The organism is Microbacterium sp. BH-3-3-3 (assembly GCF_001792815.1).
In the GTDB taxonomy this organism is placed as follows: domain Bacteria; phylum Actinomycetota; class Actinomycetes; order Actinomycetales; family Microbacteriaceae; genus Microbacterium.
The window spans coordinates 2,957,289-2,983,188 of sequence record NZ_CP017674.1 but is presented as its reverse complement, the minus strand read 5'-3'; the positions used below and the strand labels follow the sequence as shown (position 1 = coordinate 2,983,188).

The window sequence follows — 25,900 nt, the reverse complement described above, 5'->3', positions numbered from 1 at the left end:
CCGCGCGTGCGTGGGGAGCAGAAACGAGGGATGCCATGTCGACCGACACCGCGGTGAAGAACTCCACCCCGACGAAGGCCCGGAAGCGGCACGCGTGGCCGTGGGCCGCGTTCGCCGGCATCGTGTCGGCGGCGGTGCTTCTGGCCGTCGCCGAGCTGCTCGCCGCCCTCTTCGCACGGTCGGCGAGCCCGATCCTCGCGGTCGGTTCCGTCATCGTCGACATCGTGCCCCGGCCGCTGAAGGAACTCGCGATCACGCTGTTCGGCGAGACCGACAAGATCGCCCTCCTGGCTGGTGTCGGACTCGGTGCCGCCGTCGCCGCGGCCGTCGCCGGCATCCTGCAGTACCGCCTGCGCCCCGCCGGCGCCGTGGTGCTCGCCATCGGCGGTGTCCTCGCCACCGTCGCCATCCTCACCCGCACGGGAGCCGGCGCCCTCGCCTGGCTGCCCCCCGTGATCGGCACCGCCGCCGGCGTGTTCGTGCTGATGTTCTCGACCACCAAGCTGCGCCGCTGGATGACGGCTGCCGCGGCCGACGCCGACACGCGCGGCACCGATCGACGCGGCTTCCTGCTGTTCACCGGCCTCACCGCCGTGGGCGCGGTCGTCGTGGGCGTGGGTGCCCGCGTGCTCAACGCGACCAGCTCGTCGGTGGCCGCCGCGCGCGACGCCCTGCGACTGCCCACGGCCCGCACGACCGTCACCCTCCCCGAGGGCGCGAACTGGGAGCTCCCGGGCCTCAGCCCGATCATCACGCCCAACGCCGACTTCTACCGCGTCGACACCGCGCTCACCGTTCCGAACGTCGATCCGACCACCTGGCGCCTGTCGATCGAGGGGATGGTGGACACACCGATCGAGCTCAGCTTCGACGACCTGGTCAACATGGGTCTCGATGAGTACGGCGTGACCCTGACCTGCGTGTCGAACGAGGTCGGCGGAGGTCTGGTCGGCAACGCCATCTGGACCGGCGTGCCGATCCGCGACATCCTGCGGATGGCGGGGGTGCAGTCCGGGGCCGACATGGTGCTCTCCGAAAGTGTCGACGGGTACACGGCATCCACTCCCCTGGGCTCGCTGACCGACGACAACCTGGATGCCATCTTCGCCGTCGCCATGAACGGAGAACCCCTGCCGTTCGAACACGGCTTCCCCGTGCGCATGGTCGTCCCGGGTCTCTACGGCTACGTGTCGGCGACGAAGTGGGTCACCAAGCTCACCGTCACCCGTTTCGACGAGGTCGAGGCCTACTGGACCCCCCGCGGTTACTCGGCCGAAGCCCCCATCAAGATGTCGTCGCGCGTGGACACCCCGAAGATCGGTACGCCCGTCACCGCCGGTGCGATCACCGTGGCGGGCATGGCGTGGGCGCAGCCGATCGGCGTGGCCACGGTCGAGGTGAGCATCGACAACGGCGAGTGGCAGCCGACCACCCTGTCGACGCCCATCAACGACCAGTCGTGGGTGCAGTGGAAGTACGACTGGACCGCCGAGAAGGGCACGCACTACATCGCCGTGCGGGCGACCGACAAGCAGGGCAACGTGCAGATCGAGGATGCAGCCCCCATCGCGCCCAACGGCTCCAGCGGCTGGCAGCGCACCCTCGTCACCGTGTCGTGACGGTTTCGGAGGCGTAATGATCTTGTCAATCTCTGTCGCGGGGTCGCCGCGTCGGGGATGATCGGAGAATGCCTTCAGCAAGCATCCCGAGCCGCTTCTGCGTGCGCCGATGAGCACCGCAGAGAGCGAGCCTCCGATGACAGACGCCCACCTTCCTTCTTCTGCGCAGCCGACTCCTCTGCCTATCCGACGCTCCATGCCGGCGGACTGGGACGGTCAGGTCGACCTCTTCGCCATCGTCAAGCTCGACAGCGGCGGATTCGTGCGGGGGTGGAACCTCGGCGCCGAACTGATCAAGGGGTACAGCGAAGCCGAGATCGTCGGGTCGCACTTCTCGACCTTCTACCGCGAAGAAGACCGGCGTCGTGGCGTTCCCGACCAATTGCTCGCCGCCGCCCAGCGCGACGGGCACGTCGAAGACACCGGCTGGCGCGTGCGGCAGGACGGCAGTGAGTTCTGGGCCCGCGTGACGATCTCGGCGATCCGCAACGATCAGGGCCAGGTGCTCGGTTTCGTGAAGATCGTGCGCGACCTCACCACCGAGAAGCAGGAGGTCGACCATCGCGACGCGCTGCAGCGCACGTTCGCGCACGACCTGCTCTCGCCCGTGACCGCTCTGCGCGGGTACCTCGATCTCATCGGCGAGGAGCTCGACCCGGATCACCGCCTGCTGCGTCTCGCCGGCGAGGCGAGCGACCACCTCATCGCCATGGCCCAGGCGCTGCTCGCGGACTCGACCACGACGGCGGATCGCGGTCGCCGCCGCGCCACGCTCGACCTCATCACCCGCGGTGCGGTCGCTCTCGTTCTCCCCGGACAGGCGCCCACCCGCGTGCAGTTCGGACACGTCGACGCCGTTCCGGTGCTGGGTGACGTCCTGGGGCTTCGTCGCGCCGTCGCCAACGTGCTCGAGAACGCCGCCAAGTACTCCGACGACGTCATCGAGATCGACCTGTTCGAGACCGACGAGGGCGCCGCCGTCCGCGTGCGCGATCACGGCCGGGGCATCCACCCCGACGACCTGGCGACGATCACGACCGAGGGCCAGCGCGGCCGCTACGCCGACGCGAGCGACGGAGGAAGCGGCATCGGCCTCGCGAGCGTCCGCCAGATCGTGTCGGCGCACGGTGGGACGCTGCGCATCGCGAGCGACCCGGGCGAGGGGACGAGCGTGACCATCACGATCCCCCGCGCCGACGACGTCATCGCCGAGAGCGCGTGAGCTCTGCGCCGGCCGCCTCGATCTCGGCCAGCGCCGCGGCGCTCGAGGTCGGGTGCACGCCGGCGATCAAGTCGGTCAGCACGCGCACCGAACGCCCCGCGGCGATCGCGTCGAGAGCCGACGCCCGCACGCAGTAGTCCGTCGCGATGCCGGCGAGATCGATGTGCCGGATGCCGTGCGCCTCGAGGATGCCCGCGGCCGTCTGGCCGTCGTCGGACACGCCCTCGAAGAGCGAGTAGGCGGGCTTTCCCTGCCCCTTCTTGAGGTGGTGGGTCACCCGCGCGGTGTCGAACACCGCGTCATAGTCCGCCCCGTACGTGCCGCCGACGCAGTGCACCGGCCAGGTGTCGACGAAATCGGGGGTGGCCGAGAAGTGCCCCCCGTTGTCGTCGTCGCCGTGGTGCCAGTCGCGCGAGGCGACGACGACCGCGTAGTCGTCGGCGTGGGCCTCGAGGTGGCGCGAGATCCGTTCCGCGACCGCATCACCGCCCTCGACGCCCAGCGCTCCGCGCTCGGTGAAGTCGTTCTGGACATCGACGATGAACAGCGCCCGGGTCATGCGTCGAGCCTACGCGCGTCGACATCGGCCCGGCCGAGTTTCGACGGCCACCAGATGCGGCGCCCCAGGTCGTAGGCCAGCGCGGGAACGAGCAGGGAACGCACGACGAAGGTGTCGAGCAGCACCCCGAACGCGACGATGAACGCGATCTGCGCGAGGAACAGGATCGGGATGACGCCCAGGGCGGCGAAGGTCGCCGCCAGCACCAGGCCGGCCGAGGTGATCACGCCGCCCGTCGCGACGAGTCCCCGCAGGATGCCGGGACGGGTGCCGTGCACGAGGGACTCCTCGCGCACCCGCGACATCAAGAAGATGTTGTAGTCGACGCCGAGGGCGACAAGGAACACGAATCCGTACAGCGGCACCGACGGGTCGGCACCGGGGAACCCGAACACGCCGTCGAAGACGAGGGCGCTCACGCCCAGCGCCGCGCCGAACGACACGATGACGGTCCCGATCAAGATGAGCGGCGCGACGATCGAGCGCAGCAGCGCCATGAGGATGAGCAGGATGACGACGAGCACGATGGGGATGATCAGGGTGCGGTCGCGGATCGAGGTGTCGACCGAGTCGATGTCGGTCGCCGTCACGCCGCCCACCATCGCCGTCCCCTCGCCGAGCTCGGTGGTCAGGTCGGCGCGCAATGACCTCACCGTGTCGTCGGCGGCCGGGGAGTCGGCGGTATCGGACAGCGTCGCGGCCAGCAGCACGTCACCGTCGGAGACGGTGGGCGCGGGCGCGGGCGTTCCCGGTGCACCGAAAGCGGTGGTCTGCAGGACACCGTCGCTCACCGACACGGGGGCCTGACCGCCGGGGGCGTCCGCGGCGAGGACGCCCACGCTGTCGATGCCGGCGGTGCGTTCGAGCACCGTGACGGCGTCGGCCGCCCGGCCCTCGGGCACCAGCACGTAGGCGGGGCTGCCCGATCCGCCCGGGAAGTGCTCGGCCAGGGCCGCCTGCCCGTCGCGCGCCTCGGAGGCGCCGAGCACGAGGTCACTGGCGGGAACGCCGTCGGCGCGCAGCTGGGTCACCCCCACGCAGGCGGCGAGGAGCACCAGGGTGCACACGATCCACACGGGGCGTGCGCGGCGTGCGACGAACCGCGCCTGTCGCGGCCAGACGCCCTTCGCGGGCGCGGTGAGGTCGGCGGGCAGGGCCGCAGCTCCCGGCTTCGGCAGGAACGGCCAGAACGCGGCACGGCCGCAGAGGGCGAGCAGCGCCGGCAAGAAGGTCAGAGCAGACAGCACGGCGAACGCGATGCCGATCGAGGCGATGGGCCCGAGCGCACGGTTGGTGGCGAGGTCGGAGAGCAGCAGGCACAGAAGGCCCGCGATGACCGTTCCGCCCGAGGCGAGGATGGGCTCGACCGCTCCCTTCCAGGCCCGGATCGTGGCATCCCACCTCTTCTCACCCTCACCGATCGCCTCACGGAATCGGGCGACGTACAACAGGGCGTAGTCGGTGGCCGCGCCGATGACGAGGATGAAGAGGATGCCCTGCACCTGTCCGTTCAGCACCACGATCCCCGCGAACGCGAGCCACCACACGGTCAGCAACGCCACGCACAGTGCGAACACCGAGGTGAGCAGCACGAGCACCGGCAGCAGCGGCGAGCGGTAGACCACCACGAGGATGACGAACACCGCGCCGAGCGCGACGATCAGCAGCAGCCCGTCGATGCCGAGGAAGCCCTTCACCAGGTCGGCGGTGAACCCCGCGGGTCCCGTCACCCACGCCTCGACCCCGGCGGGGACGTCGGCCGAGACGCGCTCCCGCACCTGCTCGACGACCTCGCGCACCTCACCGGAGCTGTCGATCGGCACGAAGATCTGCGCGGCCGTGGCGTCGTCGGACACGAGCGGCGCCGACGCCTCGCCCGTGACGCCGTCGATCGAGGCCACCTCGGTCGCGAGGGTCTGCAGTGCACTCAGCTGCACGTCGGTGAGCGCGCTGCCGTCGTCGGTGGCCGCGACCACGAGCGCCGGGATCGTGTCGCCCCCGGTGAAATCGGTGAGTCGCTCGCTGACCTCGGTCGCGTCCGCCGACTGCGGCAGGAACGACGACTGGTCGTTCGTGGCCACCTGGTCGACCTTGCCGAAGAAGGGTCCGCCGATCGAGCCGCCCACCACCCAGAGCAGCACGAGCAGACTCGGGATGCCGATGCGCAGCCACCGCGACACCGTGGGCGCGGAGCGGTGGCGGCGGTCGCCTCGCGATGAGGCGGGGTCGCCGGAAGCGCGGCGTCGAGACGGGGTGGGCGCAGGAGAACCGGACATATCGCTAGCTTATCTAGCAATATGTGCCTCGCGTCAAGTCCTACCCCTGCACGAAGAGCACCACGATCGACGCGATGAACGACACCGCCCCGAGCCCCAGCACCCCGGCCGCGAGCAACGACACGAATCGCACCGACGGCGACGACCGCGTCAACCGCATGCGGTGCGCCGACCCCCGCCGGTAGAAGATGTCGGCCATGTCCGCGTCGCCGAGGCGAGCGTCGTCGTGCGGCGCCAGGGGGGCTTCGTTGACACCGCCGCCCTCGTCGAACCACCGCACCACTCGCCCGCCCTCGGCGTGCTCGACCACGGCACGTGTGGGCACCCAGGTGCCGTCGGCGAGTACCAGGACGACCGCGACGAACGCGAGCAGAATGCCCCCACCGAGCCCCACCCACGTGAAGATCTCGATGAGGGCGTCGAGCGCGTTCGACACGGGGGCTCCTGCGGTCAGCGGGCGGATGATCGCCGCCGCACGGCACGGGACGACACGGATCCCAGCCTATCGGGCGAGCTCCCCCGCCCCCGCAGCTCCGCGCTCGCGACGCTGCGTCCACACTTGCGTCAGCCCGAGGGGCACGGGTACACCGCGGGTCGCTCCGAGGTTCGTCTCGCCGACGAACCAAAAGACCCCCACCCGATATGCGGGTGAGGGTCTGGTGGAGCCGCCTAAGGGAATCGAACCCTTGACCTATTCATTACGAGTGAATCGCTCTGCCGTCTGAGCTAAGGCGGCATGTGCGCGCTGTCGCGTGCACGATCATCGATCCTACATGCTCCGGCGGGGTCTGAGGTACGCGCGCCGGGGTGGGATCAGTAGTCTCCGGTCGCCGAACGGTCGGCGAGGATGTCGCGGCTCGACGACAGGCCCAGGCGAGTCGCGCCCGCGGCGATCATCTCTTCGGCCGCCGCACGGGTGCGGACGCCTCCGGATGCCTTGACCTCGGCGCGATCGCCGACGGTGCGCTTCATCAACTCGACGGCGTGCACGCTGGCCCCGCCGGCGGGGTGGAAACCGGTGGAGGTCTTCACGAAGTCGGCGTCGGCGGCGACCGCGACCTCGCACACCGCGACGATGGCCTCGTCGGACAGTGCGGCCGACTCGATGATGACCTTCAGTACGGTCGGGGCCGGAGCGGCAAGTCGCACCGCGCGGATCTCGGCCTCGACGACGTCGTAGCGCCCCTCGATCGCTGCGCCGACGTCGATGACCATGTCGATCTCGTCGGCGCCCTGCGCCACCGACAGGGCGGCCTCGGCGGCCTTGACCTCGGCGTGGTGCTTGCCGCTGGGGAAGCCGCAGACGACGGCGACCTTGAGTCCCGCGGGCACCTCGACGGGCAGGAACGACGGCGACAGGCAGACGCTGTAGGTGCCGAGCTCGGCGGCCTCGGCGATGATGCGCTCGACGTCGGCGCGCGTGGCCTCGGGCTTGAGCAGGGTGTGGTCGATGTACGACGCCAGGTCGGCGGTGGGCGCGGTCATGGGGGTCTCCTCGGGGTGTGACGGATCCAGCCTAGGCGCGGGCGCCGGCGGTGGGTTCGGGGGTCATCCGCAGCGCAGGCCCTCGGCCGGCACCGTGCCGCCGACCAGGTAGTCGTCGACGGCACCGTTCACGCAGTCGTCGCCCTTGTTGTAGGCGAGGTGTCCCTCGCCGACGTAGGTCACCAGCACGCCCTGCGACAGCTGGTCGGCCAGGCTCTGCGCCTCGGCGTACGGGGTCGCGGGGTCACCGGTCGTTCCGAGCACCACGATGGGGGGTGAGCCGGGCGCGGTGATGGCGGCACGCGTTCCGGTCGGCGGGGCGGTCCACGCGTCGCAGGGATCGGGTCCGACCCAGTACGGCGCCACGACCGGGGCCTTCTGCTCGAGCTCGGCCAGCAGCGCGTCGCTGTCGGCCTCGCTCTCGGCGGGGTAGTCGACGCAGTTGTACGCCCGCAGCGCCTGCATCGTGTTGTCGGTGTAGCCGCCGTCGGTGCGACCGTTGTAGAAGTCGGCGAGCTGGAACGCCACCGACGCGTCGCCGTTCTGCGCGCCGCTCAGAGCGGCACGCAGATAGGACCAGTTCTGGTCGCTGTAGAGCGCGGCGATGATCGCGGTCATGAGCGAATCCGCTCCGAGCTGACGACCGTCACCCGCCGTGATCGGTCGCGCGTCCACCCGCTCGAGCAGCGACGACAGATCGGCCATCGCGTCGTCGACCGAGCCCGTGAACGGGCAGTCCGACTTCGTCACGCAGTCGGCCATGAACGCCCGCAGCGCGTTCTCGAAACCCACCGCCTGAGCGATCCCGCTCGCGCTGGCCGGGAGGCTCGGGTCGATGCCCCCGTCGAGCACCATGCGCCCGACGCGTTCGGGGAACAGGCCGGCGTACGTCGTTCCCAGCAGCGAGCCGTACGAAAATCCCAGGTAGTTCAGCTTCGCGTCGCCGAGCACGCCACGCAGAAGATCCATGTCGCGCGCGGCGTTCTCGGTCGAGACGTAGGGCAGGATGCCGGCGCTGTTGCTCTCGCACGCCTGGGCGAAGTCGACCTGCCGCTGCTCGAGAGCGGCGTTGCGCTCGTCGCTGCCGCGCGCTCCGGGCGGGATGTCGTACAGGTAGGCGTCCATGCCCGCGGCGTCGTAGCACGTCACCGGCGACGACTGACCCACCCCGCGCGGGTCGAACCCGATGACGTCGTACGCGCTGGTGAGCGTCTCGTCGGCGACGAGCGAGAGCGAGTCACGCACCGTGTCGACGCCGCTGACCCCCGGCCCACCGGGGTTGGTCAACAGGGAGCCCAGGGGCTCGCCCGACGTCGCGCGGTGGCGGATGACGGCCAGCTGCAGGTCACCGGCCGAGGGGTCGGCGTAATCGCGAGGGGCGGTGACGGTCGTGCAGTCGAACCCGGCGCTTCCGCAGGCTTCCCACGCGAGCGTCTGGCCGTAGTACGGCAGGAGTGCCGCGTCGACGCCCTCGGTCTGCGGAGCGAGCGAGCGCCCCCCGTCGGGCGCCATCGGCGGGATCTGGGCGTAGAGGCACCCGGACAGGGCCAGGGCGACCCCGGCCACGCCGGCGATCACGGCGGCCAGACGACGGCGCGCGCTCACGGGGCGGAACCATTCGCGACGGTGATCATGAGACTCTCCAATGCCAAGAGGGGCGCCGCGTTCTGCTCGAGGTGCGAGCGGGTGTCGGAAATGCGGTCGAGCACGCCGAGGGTACGGGTCGGCGTCCACTCGGCCGCGAGGGAACGCAGGTCGTCGAGGCGCTCGCTGTTGACCAGGTCGCCCTCGCGGCCGTACTGGATCATCACGACGTCGCGGAACAGGGACTGCAGGTCGGTGAGCACGCGGTCGATGCCATCGCGCAGGCTGCGGGTGGCGCGCCGCTTCTGGTCGTCTTCGAGGGCGTTGACCTGGCCGCGGACCGACGGCGGCACCGCGGCCCCCTCGGCGACACCGAAGGTGCGCAGCAGCGCACGCCGTTCTTCTTCGTCGCGGGTGGCGGTGAGGGCCTTCGCATCATCGGTGGCCAGGCGCACGATGCGTCCCGCCACCTCGACGGCGTCGCCGATGCCGCGCACCGCGAGGACCGCAGCCAGGGTCTCGGCACGACGGGCGCGGGCGTCGTCGTCGGTGGCGAGGCGTTGCGCCATGCCGATGTGGCGCTGCGCGTGGCGCGCGGACTCTTCGGCGATGTCTGGGGCGACACCCGTGCGTTCGACGATGAGGGCGGCGACGTCGGTGACCGAGGGCTCCCGCAGGCGCAGGAGCCGTACGCGGGAGCGGATGGTCGGCAGAAGGTCGGCATCGCTCGGGGCGCACAGCACCCACACGGTCTTCTCGGGGGGCTCCTCGAGGGCCTTCAGCAGCACGTTGGACGTGCGTTCGGCCATGCGGTCGGCGTCTTCGACGACGATCACCCGGTGCCGCCCGAGCGACGGCGCGAATGACGATCGCTCCACCAGACGGCGGGCCTCGTCGATGCGGATGACGACCTGCTCGGTGCGCAGCGCGGTGAGGTCGGGATGGGTGCGGGCCAGCACCTGCTGCTGCGCCCGCTCGTCGCCCGGCTCGGCGATGAGCGCCGCCGCGAACGCGTACGCGAGGGTCGAGCGCCCCGACCCGGGAGGGCCCGTGATCAACCAGGCGTGGGCGAGGGCGGCGGGGTCGGATGCCGCGGCGCGCAGGGTGTCGACCGCGTCGTCTTGCCCCCACACGGCGTCCCACGGGAACGGCGCCGCCGCGGCGGGCGTGGACGGCGGGTCGAGGGCGACGGACATGGGCTCCAGCCTAACCGTGGGCTCCGACAGCTTTCCCTGGCTCGTCACCGCGCGATGGAGGGCGCGCTCGCCCAAGGGCGCCGGACGTCGATACCGCCGGGGTACCGCGGTAGAGGACGCGTCAGCCCAGCCGCGTCGTCACGGCGTCGCGCACGTGCGCGGCCAGAACCTCGGGCGCCTCGGTCGCATCGAGCACGAGGAAACGCTCCGGCTCACGTCGTGCGAGAGCCAGGAAGCCGTCGCGCACGCGGGCATGGAACTCGTTCTTCTCGGCTTCGAGGCGGTCGAAGGGCTTGTCGTCGGCATCGAGGCGCGCTCGCGCGGCGGTCGGGTCGAGGTCGAGCAGCACCGTGAGGTCGGGCAGCAGCCCGTCGGTCGCCCAGAGAGACAGCGCCCGCACGTCGTCGGCGTCGAGGACGCGGCCCGCCCCCTGGTACGCGACGGAGGAGTCGAGGTACCGATCCTGGATGACGACGTCGCCGCGCGCGATGGCGGGCTGCACGACCGTCTCGACGTGGTGCGCGCGGTCGGCGGCGTACAGCAGAGCCTCTGCGCGGGCGTTGATGTGCCCCCGGTGGTGCAACACGATGTCGCGGATCCTCACGCCCACCTCGGTGCCGCCCGGTTCGCGCGTGCGCACCACGTCGCGACCGTCGGAGCGCACCCACTGCTCGAGCAGCGACGCCTGGGTGGTCTTGCCCGCCCCGTCGCCGCCCTCGAAGGTGACGAAGAGGCCGGGGCCCCCGGCCGCCGCCGCGCGCGGGGCGTGCAGCGGCCGGGTGTCCTCGATGGTCACGACTGCGTCGCCGGCGCCTTGCGCGTGGTCGTGGCCCTCGGCGCGGCCGTCTTGCTGGCTGCCGCCGTCTTGCTGGCGGTCGATCTGGCGGCGGTCGTCTTGCTGGCCGCCGTCTTGGCCGCGGTCGTCTTGGCCGCCGCGGTCTTGGCTGCCGTGGTCTTGGCAGCGGTCGTCTTGGCAGCGGTCGTCTTGGCAGCGGTCGTCTTGGCAGCGGTCGTCTTGGCAGCGGTCGTCTTGGCGGCGGTCGTCTTCGCCGCCGTCTTGCGCGCCGGCGCCTTCTTGGGCGCGGGGCCCTTGGCGCGCTTGTCGGCGATGAGCTCGACGGCGCGCTCGAAGGTGACGGCCATGGCGTCCTCACCGCGCGGGACCGTGGCGTTGGTCTCGCCATCGGTCACGTACGGTCCGAAGCGGCCGTCCTTGAGCTTGATCGCCTTGCCGCTGACCGGATCGGCGTCGAACTCCTTCAGGGCGCTCGACGCACGACGTGCGCCGTACTTCGGCTCGGCGTACTTGGCGATCGCCTCGTCGAGCGTGATCTCGAAGATCTGCTTCTCATCGTCGAGCGACCGCGAGTCGGTGCCCTTCTTGAGGTACGGCCCGAACCGCCCGTTCTGCGCGGTGATCTCGGCACCGGTCTCGGGGTCGGCGCCGACGACGCGCGGAAGCGACAGAAGCTGCAGGGCGGTGTCGAGATCGATCGTGTCGACCGACATCGACCGGAAGAGCGAGGCCGTGCGGGGCTTGGGCGTGACCTCTTTCTTCACGCCGCGCTTTTTCGGCTGCTCGACGACCTCACCGGTGGCCTGGTCGACCTCGTCGGGCTCTTCGGCATCCACTTCTTGCACGTACGGCCCGAAGCGGCCGTCTTTCACGACGACGAGCTTGCCGTTCTCGGCGTTCTCGCCGAGCACGCGGTCGCCCGCGACGGGGGCGTCGATGAGCTCCTGGGCCTTCTCGGGCGTGAGCTCGTCGGGCGCCAGGTCTTCGGGGATGTTGACGATGCGGGGCTTCGTCTCGGCGTCAGCCCCGGGCTCCGTGATCTCGAGGTACGGACCGTACTTGCCGAAGCGCAGGGTGGCCGTGTCGGTGATGCGGGTCGAGTTGAGCTCGCGGGCATCGATCTCGCCGAGGTTGTCGACGATGTGCCGCAGGCCCACCTGCTTGTCGGAACCGAAGTAGAACGACTTCAGCCACTCCGTGCGACGCTGCTCTCCGCGGGCGATCGCATCGAGGTCGTCTTCGAGGGCGGCCGTGAAGTCGTAGTCGACGAGATCGGCGAAGTGCTCTTCGAGCAGGCGCACGACGCTGAAGGCCAGCCAGCTGGGCACCAGGGCCTGGCCGCGCTTGGAGACATAGCCGCGATCGAGGATGACGCCGATGATGCTGGCGAACGTCGACGGGCGGCCGATGCCCTTCTCTTCGAGCGCCTTGACGAGGCTGGCCTCGGTGTAGCGCGGCTTGGGTGAGGTGCTGTGGCCCTTGGGCTCCACGTCACTGACGGTGAGTTCGTCGCCCGCCGCGACCGCGGGCAGGGACTGGTCCTCGTCGTCGTCACGCCCGTTGCGCTTCTCGTCGTTGCCCTCTTCGTAGGCCTCGAGGAAGCCCTTGAAGGTGTAGACGGTTCCGGACGCCGTGAACTCCGCGACCTGCTCGCCCGCGGCGACGGTGAGGGTGACCGTGGTGGTCTCGTACTTGGCATCGGCCATCTGGCTGGCGACCGTGCGCTTCCAAATGAGGTCGTACAGCTTCTGCTCGTCGCGGTCGAGCGACGACGCGAGCGACGCCGGCGTGCGGAAGGTCTCACCCGAGGGGCGGACGGCCTCGTGCGCCTCTTGCGCGTTCTTCGACTTGCTCTTGTAGACGCGCGGGTTGGCGGGGACGGCCTTGTCGCCGTACAGCGAGACGGCCTGTGCGCGCGCCGCCGAGATGGCCTGCCCCGAGAGGGCGACCGAGTCGGTACGCATATAGGTGATGAAGCCCTTCTCGTACAGACGCTGCGCGACGCCCATGGCGTGCTTGGCGCTCATCGAGAGTTTGCGGCCGGCCTCCTGCTGCAGGGTGGAGGTCGTGAAGGGGGCGCGGGGGCTGCGCGTGCCGGGCTTGGCCTCGACCTTGGCGACCGTCGCGCGGCCGGCGGCGGTGATGGCCGCGGCGAGTGCGCGGGCCTTCGCCTCGTCGAGCACCACGACGGCCTTCTTGAGGTTTCCGTTGTCGTCGTAGTCGCTGCCGCGGGCGATGGGAGCGCCGTCGAGACGGGCGAGGCGGGTGGTGAACGAAGACCCGGTCTGCGACGCGAGCGCTTCGACGTCCCAGTATGACGCCGACACGAACGCCATGCGCTCGCGCTCGCGTTCGACGACCATGCGGGTCGCGGCGGACTGCACGCGGCCGGCGCTGAGCGCCGTGCCCTCGCGGCCGGATCCCACCTTGCGCCAGAGCACGGGCGAGACGTCCCAGCCGTACAGGCGGTCGAGCACGCGACGGGTCTCCTGCGCGTCGACCAGCGACACGTCGAGTTCGCGAGTGTTCTCGGCGGCTTCGCGGATGGCGTCCTTCGTGATCTCGTGGAAGATCATGCGACGCACGGGGACCTTGGGCTTGAGAACCTCGAGCAGGTGCCACGCGATGGCTTCGCCTTCGCGGTCACCATCAGTGGCGAGCAAGACTTCGTCGGCCGTCTTCAGCGCGCGCTTGAGCTCGGCCACCGTCTTGGTCTTGCGGTCGTTGACCACGTAGAACGGGTCGAAGTCGTTCTCGACGTCGATGGAGTACTTGCCGTACGCCGCCTTCTTGTCGGCCGGGATCTCTTTCTTCGACGCGAGATCGCGGATGTGACCGACCGAGCTGAGCACCTCGTAGTCGTCGCCGAGGTATCCCTGGATCGACTTCATCTTCGTCGGGGACTCGACGATGACGAGCTTCTTGCCGTTTGCCACTGGGGTCCTTTCGTCGATGCACACCATACACACGCCTGCCTGGCGGGGTTCCGGGAGGACTCATGGGCTCGGGACATCGGGTGGTCCGGCCCGCGCGCGCACATCGAATGGAATCCCACCGTACGCCCCAGCGACGGTGACGGTGGCGACCAGGCCGTCGACATCGCACTCCTGCAGGCTCGCACCCCCCTGCTCGGCGACGACCGTCGCCGCCTCACAGGGCACCCCCGTCACCGCCCCGCTCACCGTGTCGGCCGCGGCGAGGGCGGCGGCATCCGCGATCCCCGACAGCCGTTGCACCTGCACCACGGCGCCGAGAGCGAGTCCGAGAGCGACGGTGGCGCCCGCCACCACCGCGGTGACGCCGACCACCGCGACCGTGCCCGCCATCAGCGCCCTCCGTCGAGGGCGCAGGCCCGCGCGGTCACGGGCGCGAGCGGGAGCGCCGACGCGATCGGGGCGGAAGCCGTGATGCAGACGAGGCCGTCGACGCGTTCGACCGACGCGCTGCCCCCGACGCCGTCGACGACGGCGAGCCCGCCGCCGTCTCCCCGCCCGAGCAGTCGCGCGGCCTCGGTGGCGCTGTGCTGCAGCCGGACGGCCGTGGCGACCGAGCCGAGCGCCCCCACCCCCAGCGCCAGCACGACGATCAGCGCGGGGAGCGCGACAGCGAACTCCGCGGTCACGGCACCGCGCTCGTCGAGTCGTGGCCGTCGACGCTCGGCCCGGTGAGCCGCGGACATCACTGCACCGTCAGCGCACGACGAACGAGATCGGTGAGGATCCCGCGCACTTCGTCGCTGCGCATGATGACGACGAGCAGCCCGGCGAAGGCGACGGCGGCCATGGTCGCGATGGCGTATTCGGCGGTCGCGGCTCCTCTCTCATCGAGGAAGAGGGCACCCGCGCGCCCCGAGGTCAGCGCGGGGACGCACACCTCGTGACGAGCGGCGGCGGCGGTGGGAAGGAAGGGAATGGTCATGGCGACTCCTTTTCGGTGAGAGACCCGGGCGAAGAGGCATCTCCGCCCATCGGATCGAGGGGAGGTGAGCGGGTGGGGGCGAGAGTGACCCCTCGCTAGGGGAACCCGCTGGAACGCAGCAGGCCGAGCATCATCGGCACGACGGCGAGCAGGAGGAACGCGGGCAAGGTGCAGGCGCCGAGCGGCACGAGAAGGTGCGTCGACAGGCGCGCGGCCGCCGCGCGCCCCTCGGTGCGGGCGCGATGACGTGCCATCCACGCGTCGCCGCGCAGCAGCTCGCTCGCCGGCACACCGGCGCGCACGGCCAGCTCGAGAGTGGCCTCGATGGCCTGGTCCCCCGAGGTCTCGGAGGGCGGCGGCTCGACGCGGCCGGCTGCGGTGGCGAGCTGACGCGCCCGATCGACCGAGATCCCCGCCGAGAGGGCGACCGCCCATAGCTCGGCGTTCAGACCCGGCACACCTCGGGGTGGCCTCGCTCGGCGCACGAGATGGCGGGCCCACAGGCGTGAGGCCACGACGAGGAGCGCGCCCCCGAAGAGACAGGCCGTGCCGAGCGGATCGGTCACCAGGATGCCGACGGTATCGAAGCCCAGGGCGAGCCCCAGCGGAACCCCCAGAACCGGGAGCCACGCGAGCAGCCGCGCCGTCGCCGCGGGTTCGGCGAGTGCCACGCGCACGTCGGCCGAGATCTCGGCGGCGTCCCGCAGGGCTCCCCCGATCGTGCGCAGCGTATCGGCCAACGGCGCACCGGCATCGACGGCGACCGCGTAGACCGCGGCGACATCACTCCAGGTCTCACCCGCCGAGCGCAGGACCTCGGCGACATCGTCGCCGCGCGCCGCCGCCCGTGCCGCGCCCACCGCCGTCGCCTCCCCTCGCTCGGCGACGACGGCCCACGCGCGCGCCGGGGTCAGCCCCGCGCCCAGCAGCACGGCGAGACGCATCGTGGTCTCGAGCGCGTCGGCGTGACCGATCGCGGCGCGTCCCGCTTTCACCACGGCTCCGCATCGATGCGTAGTCGCCCGTCGCTCAGCACCGGGCGCCCCCATCCCGTGACCCGGCGGCGTCCGTCACGACGTTCGACGTGCACCACGGCACCGATGGCGCTCGCGGTCTGCCTGCCGGTGGTGGTGGCATCCATTCCCGCCAGCGACCCCAGGGCCTCCAGTCGCGTCGCCACGTCGCGCAGGCTGCTCGCGTGCAGCGTGCCGGCGCCTCCGTCGTGGCCGGTGTTGAGCGCCATGAGCAGGTCGCGTACCTCTTCTCCGCGGCACTCCCCCAGAACGAGGCGGTCGGGTCGCATGCGCAGCGCCTCGCGAACGAGGCGGGCCACGGTTAGGGCCCCGGCACCCTCGAGGTTGGCCTGGCGGGCTTCGAGCGCGACGTGATGGGGGTGATCCGGGCGCAGCTCGGCCACCTCTTCGACGGTGATGAGACGTTCCCCGGCGGGGACTCGCCCCAGCAGGGCGGCGAGCAACGTCGTCTTGCCGGCCCCGGTGGCGCCGCTGATGAGGATGTTCCACCGCCGATCGACCATGTCTTCCAGACGCGCGCGCTGCGTCGCGGTGAACATGCCCCCGCGTTCGAGCCCGACGAGATCGGGGGCGTCCCACCGCGGCACCCGCACCGAGATGCTCGTTCCGCCCACGGCGACCGGTGCGAGCACGGCATGTACGCGGACCCCGCGTTCGAGCCGCACGTCGACGCAGGGCGACGCGTCGTCGAGGTGGCGACCGCCGAGCGCGATGAGACGCACCGCGAGCCGACGGACCTCGAGCTCGCTCGCGCGCCATGACGCCACGCATTCGATGCCGCGCCCTCGATCGATGAAGAGTCCCCGGTTTCCGTTGACGAAGAGATCGGTCACCGACCCGTCGTCGAGGAACGGCCGCAGGAACGCCAACGCCGGATCGTCCCAGACGGGGGGCGCTTCAGCGGGATCGGGCCGGTGCAGGGGAATGACGGAAGACACGACGACGAACGTAGGGAGGACGCCCCCGCGCGCGTCGAGCGAAAACAGCGATCGGTGGATGCTCCGACGCATCGACACCGTGGGGAGGAACGGTCGTTCTCGCCGCGTCAGCGGGTGTGCGCCCCGGCGAGGGATGGCCCCTCGGGGCCGGCATCGCAGGCCACCGGCCGCGGAAAGAGGAGGGGGCGGCATCCCTACAGTGGGGGGCGAGGGATGCCGCCAGGCGCCGGAGGAAAATTGGGGGGCTCCCCCCGACGCGAGTGCCGAAACAATGTTCCGGCATGACTAGGTTACGCGTGGGAGAACGGCCTGGCCAACTCCCAGACCCATTCACCCCGATATATCACCTGTTTTGATCCCGAGCCGATGCCAACTATCGGAGGTGGCCGGTGTCGGAGGGGGTCGATAGCGTGACCCGGGTGATGACGTCGCGCACCGACGCGGCGTCGCGTGAACGCGAAGGAGCGCCGCGATGAGCAGCCAGATCGACCATCTCCTCAACGAGACCCGCCGGTTCGCCCCGGCGGCGTCGTTCGCAGCGCAAGCCGTCGCGGATCGTAGCCTGTACGAGCGTGCCGCCGCGGATCGCGAGGGCTTCTGGGCGGACCAGGCTCGCGAGCTGCACTGGCACACTCCCTTCACCCGCGTGCTCGACTGGTCGAACCCGCCGTTCGCCGAGTGGTTCGGCGACGGCGAGCTGAATGTGGCCTACAACTGCCTCGACCGCCACGTCGAGGCCGGGCACGGCGACCGCATCGCCCTGCGCTGGGAGGGCGAGCCCGGCGACCAGCGCAACGTCAGCTACGCCGAGCTCACCGACGAGGTCAAACGCCTCGCCAACGTCCTCACCGAGCTCGGCGTGGAGCAGGGTGACCGCGTCGCGCTGTATCTGCCGATGATCCCCGAGGCGATTGCGTCGATGCTCGCCGTCGCCCGCATCGGCGCGGTGCACTCCGTCGTCTTCGGCGGATTCTCGGCCGACAGCCTGCGCGCCCGCATCGACGATGCCGGGGCGAAGGTCGTCATCACCGCCGACGGCGGGTGGCGCAAGGGCAAGGTGTCGCCCCTGAAGCCCGCGGTCGATCAGGCTCTCGCCGACCGCAACGGATCCGGCATCCAAGAGACCGTCGAACACGTGATCGTCGTGAAGCGCGGCGCGAACGAGGTCGATTGGACCGACGACCGCGACCTCTGGTGGCACGATGTCGTGCCGTCGGCATCGGCCGAGCACGAGGCGCAGGCATTCCCGGCAGAGACGCCCCTGTTCATCCTCTACACGTCGGGGACGACCGGTAAGCCGAAGGGCATCCTGCACACCTCCGGCGGGTATCTGACGCAGGCGGCCTTCACGAACCGCGTCGTGCACGACGTGCACCCCGAGACCGACGTGTACTGGTGCACCGCCGACATCGGGTGGATCACCGGCCACACGTACGTCACCTACGGTCCGCTCGCCAACGGCGCCACCCAGCTGCTGTACGAGGGCACCCCCGACACTCCGCACCCGGGCCGCTGGTGGGAGCTCATCGAGAAGCACGGTGTGAGCGTGTTCTACACCGCTCCGACCGCGATCCGTTCGTTCATGAAGATCGGGCGCGACGTCCCGCAGAAGTTCGACCTGTCGTCGATCCGGCTGCTCGGCTCCGTGGGCGAGCCCATCAACCCCGAGGCGTGGATCTGGTACCGCGACATCATCGGCGCCGGCGAGGCTCCGATCGTCGACACCTGGTGGCAGACCGAGACGGGCGCGATCATGATCTCGGCCCTGCCGGGCGTCACCGAAGCCAAGCCCGGATCGGCCCAGGTGCCGATCCCCGGCGTCTCGATCGCGGTCGTCGACGAGCAGGGCGAGAAGGTGGGCAATGGCGGAGGCGGTCTGCTCGTGGTCACCGAGCCGTGGCCGAGCATGCTGCGCGGCATCTGGGGCGACCCCGACCGCTACCGCGAGACCTACTGGGACAAGTTCGCCGACAAGGGGTACTACTTCGCGGGCGATGGCGCTCGGCTCGACGATGACGGCGACGTCTGGCTGCTCGGGCGCGTCGACGACGTCATGAACGTCTCGGGCCACCGCCTGTCGACCGCCGAGATCGAGTCGGCCCTGGTCGGCCACGAGGGCGTCGCCGAGGCGGCGGTGGTCGGTGCGTCCGACGAGACGACCGGGCAGGCGGTGGTGGCGTTCGTCATCATCAAGAGCCGCTTCCTCAAGCAGAACCCGGTGGAGGGCCTCGGAGACGAGCTGCGCAGGTGGGTGGGCGAGCAGATCGGTCCCATCGCGCGTCCCCGCGACGTGTACATCGTGGGCGAGCTGCCGAAGACGCGCTCGGGCAAGATCATGCGCCGGCTGCTCCGCGACGTCGCCGAGGGGCGCGAGGTGGGCGACACCACGACGCTCGCCGACACCGCCGTCATGAGCGTGATCAGCGCCCAGGTGAAGTGATCACCGGTCGTGGATGCCGTGTTCGACGGCGTCCACGACCGACGGTCTCACTCCGTGCGGGCGCGTGGCGCCATCGCAGAGACCGTCGTTCGCGACGCCATCCCCGTCGCGGACGAGAAACGACGAAGGGGACGCGCGGTACGACCGCACGTCCCCTTCGTCTCGCCGGGTGCCCGGCATCCGGAATCGATCCTCACACGACGGTGAAGACCACCTCGACCTCGACGGGGCTGTCGAGCGGCAGCACGGGAACGCCCACGGCGGAGCGGGCGTGCGCGCCGGCCTCGCCGAACACCTCGCCCAAGAACTCGCTCGCCCCGTTGATGACTCCCGGCTGACCGGTGAACTCGGGAACGGATGCCACGAACCCGGTGAGCTTGAGCACACCGGTGAGATTGTCGACACCGCCGGCCACGGCGGCGGCCGCGGCGATCGCGTTCAACGCGCACTGGCGGGCGAAGGAACGAGCGTCGGCGGGGCTCACCAGTCCGGCGGACTCCCCCACCTTGCCGGTCGCCGGCAACGATCCCTGCACCATCGGCAACTGGCCCGAGGTGTAGACGAGGTCGCCGTGCCGTTTGGCCGGAATGTAGGACGCCACGGGCGGGACGACGGCGGGCACCTCGACGCCCAGCTCCGCCAGGCGCTGCGAGACGCTCACTGCTGGCCCTCGAACTGGCGGGCGGCCTGTTCGGCCGCGCCCAGACCGGCGTTGGCCGTCCCGCCGCCCGTGGGCCGCTTGAGGTAGGCGACGAGCCCACCCTCGGGGCCGGGCACGACCTGCACGAGCTCCCAGCCCTGCTTGCCCCAGTTGTTGAGGATCGCGGCGGTGTTGTGGATCAACAGCGGCGTGGTGACGTACTCCCACGTGATCATTCGGGCTCCCGGCGGTGACTCGGCGCGCGCAGACTCGTGCGCGCGGGATGAACGCGTACGCGTGCGGGCGCACGCCTTCGAGGCATCGCCCAGCAACGTCGCTTAGCATCAACCCTATGCCCGAGAACAAACGTACGGCTAGCGGTGCCCTCGGCGGCATCGTCGGCCTCGTCGGCCTGAGCGCGGTCGCCGGACTCCTGGTCACCGCCGCCGTGACGCCGGCCATCGCCGTGTCCGGCGCCGCCGCCTCCAGCGCCATCACCATCTTCGACAAGATGCCGAGCTACCTGCAGCCCGACGAGCTCATGGAGCCGACGACGCTCATGGCCGGCGACCGGGTGCTGGCGAAGTTCTACGACCAGAACCGCTCCCCCGTCACGTTCGACCAGGTCAACCCGGTGATGTACGACGCGATCCTGTCGTCGGAAGACCCGCGGTACTACCAGCACGGCGGCGTCGACCTCATCGGCACCACCCGCGCGCTGCTGAGCAACGCCTCGGGCGGTGAGACGCAGGGTGGCTCGTCGATCAGCCAGCAGTACGTCAAGAACGTGCTCGTGCAGCGCTGCGAGCTCGAAGCCCGCGCCGTCGAGCCCACCGACAGCGACCCCGGCATGACGCGCGACGAGGCACTGCAGAAGTGCGCCCTCGAGGCCGTGCAGTCCGAGGGCACCGAGGGCTACCAGCGCAAGCTGCAGGAGATGCGCTACGCCATCCAGCTCGAGAAGGAGTACACGAAGGATCAGATCCTTCTGGGCTACCTGAACATCGCGAACTTCGGTGGCACCACGTACGGCATCGACGCCGCCGCGCGGTACTACTTCAACACCCCGGCCTCGCAGCTGAGCGTCAGCCAGTCGGCGATCCTCGCAGGCATGGTGCAGAACCCCAACCGCTTCCGCATCGACCGCGCCGAGGGGTCGATCTTCGACAACGATGGCACGGCGTACAACAAGCAGCCCGACGGCTCGATCGACGACGTCGATCAGGGCACGATCCAGGCGTTGTACACGCTGCGCGACAACGGCGAGATCACGCAGGAGCAGTTGCTCAACGCCGCCGACGGCTACAGCGAGACCAAGGGCCGACAGCTCTACGTGCTCAGCCGCATGGAGGTCGACGGCAAGATCACGCACGAGCAGTACGTGGCGGCCGCCCTCGAGCCGATCAGCCCGGTGATCACGCCCACCAGCCAGGGCTGCGCCTCGTCGGCCGCTCCGTACTTCTGCCAGTACGTCGTCTCGACGATCCTGAGCGACCCGGCCTTCGGCACCGACACCGACGAGCGCGTCCGCGCGCTGCGTCAGGACGGCCTCACGATCCAGACGACGCTCGACTGGCGGGTTCAGGATGCCGCGCAGAACGCGATGAACGCCTACGCGCCGCAGAGCTTCGACGGCATGAAGTTCGGTTCGACGGTCGTGAACACGGAGTCGAAGACCGGTCGCATCCTCGCGATCGCGCAGAACACGAAGTTCACGCAGGACCCGGGTCAGGCCGAGGCCGATCCGTCGTTCAACTCGGTCGTGTTCGCCGGTGACAGCACGAACGGCGGCTCGATCGGCTTCAGCGCGGGGTCGACGTTCAAGCTCTTCACGCTCGTGGACTGGCTCGAGAAGGGCCGCTCGCTCAACGAGACGCTGAACGGCCGCATGGGTCCGGTGCCGAACATGACCAACTCCTGCACCGGCAACTACGTCAACACGAACAACGACCGCATCAACAACTTCGCCAACAACGGCGGTTACGTGGGAACCCCCATGATGTTCACGCGCGACTCGCTGAACACCGGCTACCTGCAGATGGCCGCCCAGCTGGATCTCTGCGACATCGCCAAGACCGCGAAGAAGCTGGGCGTCACCCGGGGTGACGGCACCGACATCACGATGCAGTACGCCAACAACGTCATCGGAAACGACAACGTCTCGCCCATCGCCATGGCCGGCGCGTACGCGACCGTGGCGAACGGCGGCACGCTGTGCCAGCCCAAGGTCATCGACAAGATCACCGACAACAAGGGTGCTGACCGCGCGATCCCCGAGCGCACGTGCTCGCCCGCACTGACCCCCGAGATCGCGGCGACCGCGGCCTACGCCCTGCAGGGCGTCATGGCCGGCGGCGGCACCGGCTCGCAGGGCAACCCGCGCGACGGCACCCCGGTGCTCGGCAAGACGGGTACCCACGAGGGATGGCAGACCTGGATGATCGAGTCGTCGACCAACACGACGACCGCGGCCTGGGTCGGCAACTACGAGGGCAGCGAAGACCTGTTCCGCAAGTACTGGGGCGGGCGGGCGCTGTCCGACATCCGCTACCCGCTCGCCGCCGACGTCCAGCGCTCGTCCGACGACTTCTACGGCGGCGACCGGTTCCCCGACCCCGCCTCCAACCTGCTGCGCACCGTCCAGCGCGACCTGCCGAACGTCGTCGGTCAGAGCATCGACAGCGCCCGGTCCACCCTCGAAGGCGCCGGTTTCCGCGTCTCGATCGGCGACCCGGTCGACGCCGAGTTCGGCGGCGACCGCGTGGCCGCGATGAACCCCGGCGCGGGCTCGGCGGCCGCCGGGTCGGTCATCACGCTCAGCCCCGGCAACGGGCAGGGCGGCACCGTTCCCGACGTTTCCGGGCAGCCGGTCAGCTCCGCGCGTGCGGCGATGCTGTCGGCCGGGTTCGGAACCGTATCGATCGGGTCCTGTGAGCGGGACGGCAATGCGCCCGCAGAGGGACGCGTCGCCTCGACGAGCCCCTCCGGCGGTACCTCGGCGAACAAGAGCACCCCGGTGACGCTGGCCATCGTCGCCAAGGACTGCCCGTGACGCGCCCCCTGGTGACGGCCGCCCTCGCACCCCTCGGGGTCGCGGGGGCGGCCGCTGTCGGGGCAGCGGTGTGGGGAGTGGGCATCGAGCGGTATCTCTTCACCGTGCGCTATCACGCCGTCCGCGTGCTGCCGCCGGGTGCGGAGCCCCTCCGGGTACTGCACGTGTCCGACGCGCACATGGCTCCCTGGCAGCATCGCAAGCAGGAGTGGATGTCGAGGCTCGTCGAGCTGGCCCCCGACCTCGTCGTCAACACCGGCGACAACATGGGCCACCGCGACGGTCTCGTCGGGGTGCGCACCGCCTTCTCGTCGCTCCGCGGCGTTCCGGGTCTGGTCGTCCACGGATCCAACGACTTCCAGGAGCCCGCGCCCCGCAACCCGCTGCGGTACTTCCTCGGCCCCTCGGGCCACCTTCCCGCGCACAAGCACCTCGACATCGACGCGCTCGATCGCTTCTTCGCCGTGGATCTGGGATGGAGCATCCTCGACGACACGGCCGTCTCGCTCGAGGTGAAGGGCACGCGCATCACGGCGTTCGGTGTGAACGACGCCCACCGCAACTGGGATCGCCCCGAGCTCATCCCGCCCGTGCTCGACACCTTGGATGCCGCCGACCTCCGGATCGGCGTGATGCACGCGCCCTACCGGCGAACGCTCGACACGTTCACGGGTCTCGGCGCCGACGTCCTGCTCGCGGGCCACACGCACGGTGGCCAGGTGCGCGTGCCGTTCAGCCGCAAGGCGCTCGTCTCCAACTGCGACCTGCCGCTCGACCAGGCGCGCGGTCTGAGCGAGTGGACGTACGACGGGCGCACGGTGCCCCTCAACGTCAGCGCCGGCCTGGGGCACTCGATCTACGCCCCGGTGCGTTTCGCGTGCCGGCCCGAGGCGACACTGCTCACGCTGCTCCCCCGCTGACCCGTTCTCCCCATCCTCGAAAGGGGCCGTTCCTTCCGCATAATGTCACTTATGACAACATGCGCGATATACGCCCGTCAGAGCATGGACAGGGCTACGGGCATTGACCGCCAGCTGGCCAGGTGCCGTGCTCTCGCTGCCTCACGGGGCTGGGAGGTGGTGGCTGAGTTCGAGGACAACGCCGTCAGCGCGTTCAAGTCGCGCGGCGCTGGGACGGCATGGTCACGCCTACTGGCGTCCAGCGCCGAGGTCATCGTGAGCGTGAACCTCGACCGCCTCTTGCGAGGACAGGCGGACCTCCTGACCATCATCGCGGCGGGCAAGACGGTTGCCACAGTCGAGGGTGACCTCGACCTGACTACGGCGGACGGGCGGTTCCGCGCCGAGCTTTTGACCTCCCTCGCTACGTTCGAGGTGAACCGCAAGCGCGAACGGCAACTTCGCTCGAATGAATCTCGTGTAGCCGGGGGCCTCCCCGTCCCGGGTAAACGCCGGTTCGGGTTTGAGCCTGGCAACGTGATCGAGCGCACCGCTGAGGCTGACGCACTCCGCAAGGCGTACCGCGACCTGCTCGACGGGCGCAGCGTGCGGAGCATCGCTGCCGAGTGGGGCCGCCAGCCGGTGCGCGTGCGGACGATCCTCAGCAATCCGTCTAACGCGGGGTGGGTTGTCCGCGGTGGCGAACGGTTCGAGGCCGCTCCCGAGGTTGCTCGCATCATCGACCGCGAGACTTGGCAGGCCGCCCGCGACCTGTTGACGGATGAGGCCCGGAGGGTCAGTGCTGGCCCGGCCCGGAAGCACCTGCTGTCCGGCATCGCACGGTGTGAGTGTGGGGCAAAGATGCACAGCGCGAGCCGCTACTACCGATGCTCACGGGATGCCGACCACGCCTTGATCCGGCGTGAAGAGGTGGAGGACGAGGCCCGAACCTGGTTGTTCTTCTCGATCCTCAACGACCGCAGCGCCGAGCGCGTCGGCGCACCCGCGCCCCTCGCCGCCCGCCTGTCCGAGCTAGAAGACGAGCGCACCCGATGGACCGCAGTCGCAGCACTACCCGGCGCCGACCTCGCGCAGGTAACGAAGGAACTCTCCCGCATCGCCCAGGAAGCGGAGACGGCTTCGACCGAACTGGGGCGTGCCCGTGTGGACAGCGCAACCGCCGACCTCATCGAACGTGCCGAAGCATCACTGACCAGCATCCAGCCGCACGCCGAGGGCCTAGAGGTGAACGCCGCCCCGTTCTTCGAATTCTTCGACGGCCTCGAACTAGACCAGCAACGCACACTCATCGAAACCCGACTCACAATCACCGTTCGCGCAGGCCGCGGCGATGACCGGGTGACAGTACACAAGCGCGCTGAGTAGGCTCCGACCATGACCGAATTTACGGACCTCGGAGCAGAGTCCAAGAAAGAGATTGGCAAGCTCATGTCAAAGAAGATCGCGTCGGACAAGCTGACAGACCTCACCGCCGAGATGGTGGCCGACAACATCGAATACCTTGACCAGCTTGACGAGGAGGCGGTAATCGACGCCATATCCCGCGGCCTAGTAGAGGGGCGTCAAATGGCGCAAAAGCGTCGGGCTGACGCAGAGCCGAAGGACGACACCGACCCCGCTATTTGAGCCGACAGCGGAAGGCCCCGGCAAGATGCTGCCGGGGCCTTTCCTTGTGACTGGTTCACGTTTGCTGGGGCGGGTACTTCCGCAGGTGGTCGAGCCACGCCTGAGCGACACGGGCCTGGGTTTCTAGGGCCGCGACGCGGATGCGCTCTACCTCCAGTTGGCTTTCGAGAATGCGGACCCAGGCCGCGTTGTACTCCAGGTTCGCTTCCCACCGCTTCATGCCGGAGCCTTAACAGCTAGCTCAGGGAGCGGGGGCATTGAGTAGCGTGGCGCGGTCTTCGCGCCCGTCTTCGTCACGTAGTCGAAGCTGGCGACGTGCGTCATCGTGCGTTGCCACGTTTTGTAGTCGGCTGACGAGGTTGAGTCGATGCCGCAGGCCTGGCGAATCTCCGTGCCGGTGTGTTCTTCGCCGTCCGCGAGGACTCGCAGTATTTCAGCCTCGAATGGTCGAGGCGCGGCCTTTCCTCCATCGTTAGTGATAACAGCCGAGTTGAGAGCGGGCACGAGCGAGAAGCCGTGCCACTCCTCGGCTCGACCATCCTTGATCTTTCCGCCTGGTGTCATCGGTACTGAGAACCGCCCGAGCTTCGCCATT

Annotated in this window: 24 protein-coding genes and 1 tRNA gene; 7 read left to right on the top strand and 18 right to left on the bottom strand. The window is 69.9% G+C overall.

Annotated features, from left to right (window positions below):
- Window positions 1–35: 35 nt before the first annotated feature.
- Both BJP65_RS13760 and BJP65_RS13755 read left to right on the top strand, forming a co-directional pair.
- Complete coding sequence (locus BJP65_RS13760) at window positions 36–1,619, top strand: molybdopterin-dependent oxidoreductase (protein WP_070409509.1); 1,584 nt, start codon at window positions 36–38, stop codon at window positions 1,617–1,619.
- A gap of 196 nt (window positions 1,620–1,815) precedes the next feature.
- Window positions 1,816–2,841 (top strand): PAS domain-containing sensor histidine kinase, encoded by a 1,026-nt coding sequence (locus BJP65_RS13755; RefSeq protein ID WP_070409508.1) that lies wholly within the window; start codon window positions 1,816–1,818, stop codon window positions 2,839–2,841.
- Here BJP65_RS13755 and BJP65_RS13750 read toward each other — a convergent pair.
- From BJP65_RS13750 to BJP65_RS13685, 14 genes are all read right to left on the bottom strand, one after another.
- Complete coding sequence (locus BJP65_RS13750) at window positions 2,822–3,400, bottom strand: isochorismatase family protein (RefSeq protein WP_070409507.1); 579 nt, start codon at window positions 3,398–3,400, stop codon at window positions 2,822–2,824. The two genes, BJP65_RS13755 and BJP65_RS13750, sit on opposite strands and share 20 nt — an antisense overlap.
- Window positions 3,397–5,676, bottom strand: a complete 2,280-nt coding sequence (locus BJP65_RS13745) for an efflux RND transporter permease subunit (RefSeq protein WP_083285863.1) — start codon at window positions 5,674–5,676, stop codon at window positions 3,397–3,399. The genes BJP65_RS13750 and BJP65_RS13745 overlap by 4 nt, the downstream gene beginning before the upstream one ends.
- 40 nt (window positions 5,677–5,716) lie before the next feature.
- Window positions 5,717–6,112, bottom strand: a complete 396-nt coding sequence (locus BJP65_RS13740) for a hypothetical protein (RefSeq protein WP_070409505.1) — start codon at window positions 6,110–6,112, stop codon at window positions 5,717–5,719.
- A 224-nt stretch (window positions 6,113–6,336) separates the two neighbouring features.
- Window positions 6,337–6,412 (bottom strand) — tRNA-Thr (locus BJP65_RS13735).
- 77 nt (window positions 6,413–6,489) lie between these two features.
- Window positions 6,490–7,161 (bottom strand): deoxyribose-phosphate aldolase, encoded by a 672-nt coding sequence (deoC, locus tag BJP65_RS13730; RefSeq protein WP_055838391.1) that lies wholly within the window; start codon window positions 7,159–7,161, stop codon window positions 6,490–6,492.
- Window positions 7,162–7,224: 63 nt separating this feature from the next.
- Window positions 7,225–8,766 carry an alpha/beta hydrolase gene (locus BJP65_RS13725; RefSeq protein WP_070409504.1) on the bottom strand — a complete coding sequence of 514 codons (1,542 nt, stop codon included), beginning with the start codon at window positions 8,764–8,766 and terminating at the stop codon, window positions 7,225–7,227.
- Window positions 8,763–9,941, bottom strand: a complete 1,179-nt coding sequence (locus tag BJP65_RS13720) for a DNA polymerase III subunit delta' (RefSeq protein ID WP_070409503.1) — start codon at window positions 9,939–9,941, stop codon at window positions 8,763–8,765. Before BJP65_RS13720 ends, BJP65_RS13725 begins: the two co-directional genes overlap by 4 nt.
- Before the next feature lie 121 nt (window positions 9,942–10,062).
- The gene (tmk, locus tag BJP65_RS13715; protein ID WP_083285862.1) at window positions 10,063–10,737 is read right to left on the bottom strand and encodes a dTMP kinase; all 675 of its coding nucleotides are present in this window, start codon (window positions 10,735–10,737) and stop codon (window positions 10,063–10,065) included.
- Window positions 10,734–13,673 carry a type I DNA topoisomerase gene (topA, locus tag BJP65_RS13710; protein ID WP_258027480.1) on the bottom strand — a complete coding sequence of 980 codons (2,940 nt, stop codon included), beginning with the start codon at window positions 13,671–13,673 and terminating at the stop codon, window positions 10,734–10,736. Before topA ends, tmk begins: the two co-directional genes overlap by 4 nt.
- Window positions 13,674–13,733: 60 nt before the next feature.
- On the bottom strand, window positions 13,734–14,063 hold the full coding sequence (locus tag BJP65_RS13705) for an Rv3654c family TadE-like protein (RefSeq protein ID WP_055838404.1): 330 nt from the start codon (window positions 14,061–14,063) through the stop codon (window positions 13,734–13,736).
- Window positions 14,063–14,416, bottom strand: coding sequence for a TadE family type IV pilus minor pilin (locus BJP65_RS13700; protein WP_070409502.1), 354 nt, complete (start codon window positions 14,414–14,416; stop codon window positions 14,063–14,065). The genes BJP65_RS13705 and BJP65_RS13700 overlap by 1 nt, the downstream gene beginning before the upstream one ends.
- Entirely contained in the window at window positions 14,416–14,655 is a 240-nt protein-coding gene (locus BJP65_RS13695; protein ID WP_070409501.1) for a DUF4244 domain-containing protein, read from the bottom strand. Before BJP65_RS13695 ends, BJP65_RS13700 begins: the two co-directional genes overlap by 1 nt.
- Window positions 14,656–14,750: 95 nt before the next feature.
- A complete protein-coding gene (locus BJP65_RS13690) occupies window positions 14,751–15,653 on the bottom strand; it encodes a type II secretion system F family protein (RefSeq protein WP_070409500.1) in 903 nt (300 codons plus the stop codon).
- Window positions 15,647–16,627, bottom strand: a complete 981-nt coding sequence (locus tag BJP65_RS13685; RefSeq protein WP_258027479.1) for a TadA family conjugal transfer-associated ATPase — start codon at window positions 16,625–16,627, stop codon at window positions 15,647–15,649. The genes BJP65_RS13690 and BJP65_RS13685 overlap by 7 nt, the downstream gene beginning before the upstream one ends.
- Window positions 16,628–17,099: 472 nt before the next feature.
- On the opposite strand from BJP65_RS13685, the gene acs reads away from it, so the two are divergent.
- Complete coding sequence (gene acs / locus BJP65_RS13680; RefSeq protein WP_070409499.1) at window positions 17,100–19,067, top strand: acetate--CoA ligase; 1,968 nt, start codon at window positions 17,100–17,102, stop codon at window positions 19,065–19,067.
- A 193-nt stretch (window positions 19,068–19,260) separates the two neighbouring features.
- Here the strand turns inward: acs and BJP65_RS13670 are convergent, their stop codons facing one another.
- Both BJP65_RS13670 and BJP65_RS13665 read right to left on the bottom strand, forming a co-directional pair.
- Window positions 19,261–19,728, bottom strand: coding sequence for a RidA family protein (locus tag BJP65_RS13670; protein ID WP_055938344.1), 468 nt, complete (start codon window positions 19,726–19,728; stop codon window positions 19,261–19,263).
- Entirely contained in the window at window positions 19,725–19,943 is a 219-nt protein-coding gene (locus BJP65_RS13665; protein ID WP_055838421.1) for a DUF4177 domain-containing protein, read from the bottom strand. Before BJP65_RS13665 ends, BJP65_RS13670 begins: the two co-directional genes overlap by 4 nt.
- 116 nt (window positions 19,944–20,059) lie before the next feature.
- Between BJP65_RS13665 and BJP65_RS13660 the strand changes: the two genes are divergently transcribed.
- From BJP65_RS13660 to BJP65_RS13645, 4 genes are read left to right on the top strand one after another with little or no spacing between them, the layout of a single operon-like run.
- Window positions 20,060–22,759 (top strand): transglycosylase domain-containing protein, encoded by a 2,700-nt coding sequence (locus BJP65_RS13660; RefSeq protein ID WP_070409498.1) that lies wholly within the window; start codon window positions 20,060–20,062, stop codon window positions 22,757–22,759.
- Window positions 22,756–23,679 (top strand): metallophosphoesterase, encoded by a 924-nt coding sequence (locus tag BJP65_RS16660; RefSeq protein WP_156784906.1) that lies wholly within the window; start codon window positions 22,756–22,758, stop codon window positions 23,677–23,679. The genes BJP65_RS13660 and BJP65_RS16660 overlap by 4 nt, the downstream gene beginning before the upstream one ends.
- Before the next feature lie 42 nt (window positions 23,680–23,721).
- Window positions 23,722–25,044, top strand: coding sequence for a recombinase family protein (locus tag BJP65_RS13650; RefSeq protein WP_083285859.1), 1,323 nt, complete (start codon window positions 23,722–23,724; stop codon window positions 25,042–25,044).
- 9 nt (window positions 25,045–25,053) lie between these two features.
- The gene (locus BJP65_RS13645; RefSeq protein ID WP_070409496.1) at window positions 25,054–25,305 is read left to right on the top strand and encodes a hypothetical protein; all 252 of its coding nucleotides are present in this window, start codon (window positions 25,054–25,056) and stop codon (window positions 25,303–25,305) included.
- A gap of 55 nt (window positions 25,306–25,360) precedes the next feature.
- On the opposite strand, the gene BJP65_RS16655 is transcribed toward BJP65_RS13645, so the two are convergent.
- Both BJP65_RS16655 and BJP65_RS16650 read right to left on the bottom strand, forming a co-directional pair.
- Window positions 25,361–25,525 (bottom strand): hypothetical protein, encoded by a 165-nt coding sequence (locus tag BJP65_RS16655; protein ID WP_156784905.1) that lies wholly within the window; start codon window positions 25,523–25,525, stop codon window positions 25,361–25,363.
- Window positions 25,522–25,899 carry a hypothetical protein gene (locus BJP65_RS16650; RefSeq protein WP_156784904.1) on the bottom strand — a complete coding sequence of 126 codons (378 nt, stop codon included), beginning with the start codon at window positions 25,897–25,899 and terminating at the stop codon, window positions 25,522–25,524. Before BJP65_RS16650 ends, BJP65_RS16655 begins: the two co-directional genes overlap by 4 nt.
- Between the last annotated feature and the right edge of the window lies 1 nt (window position 25,900).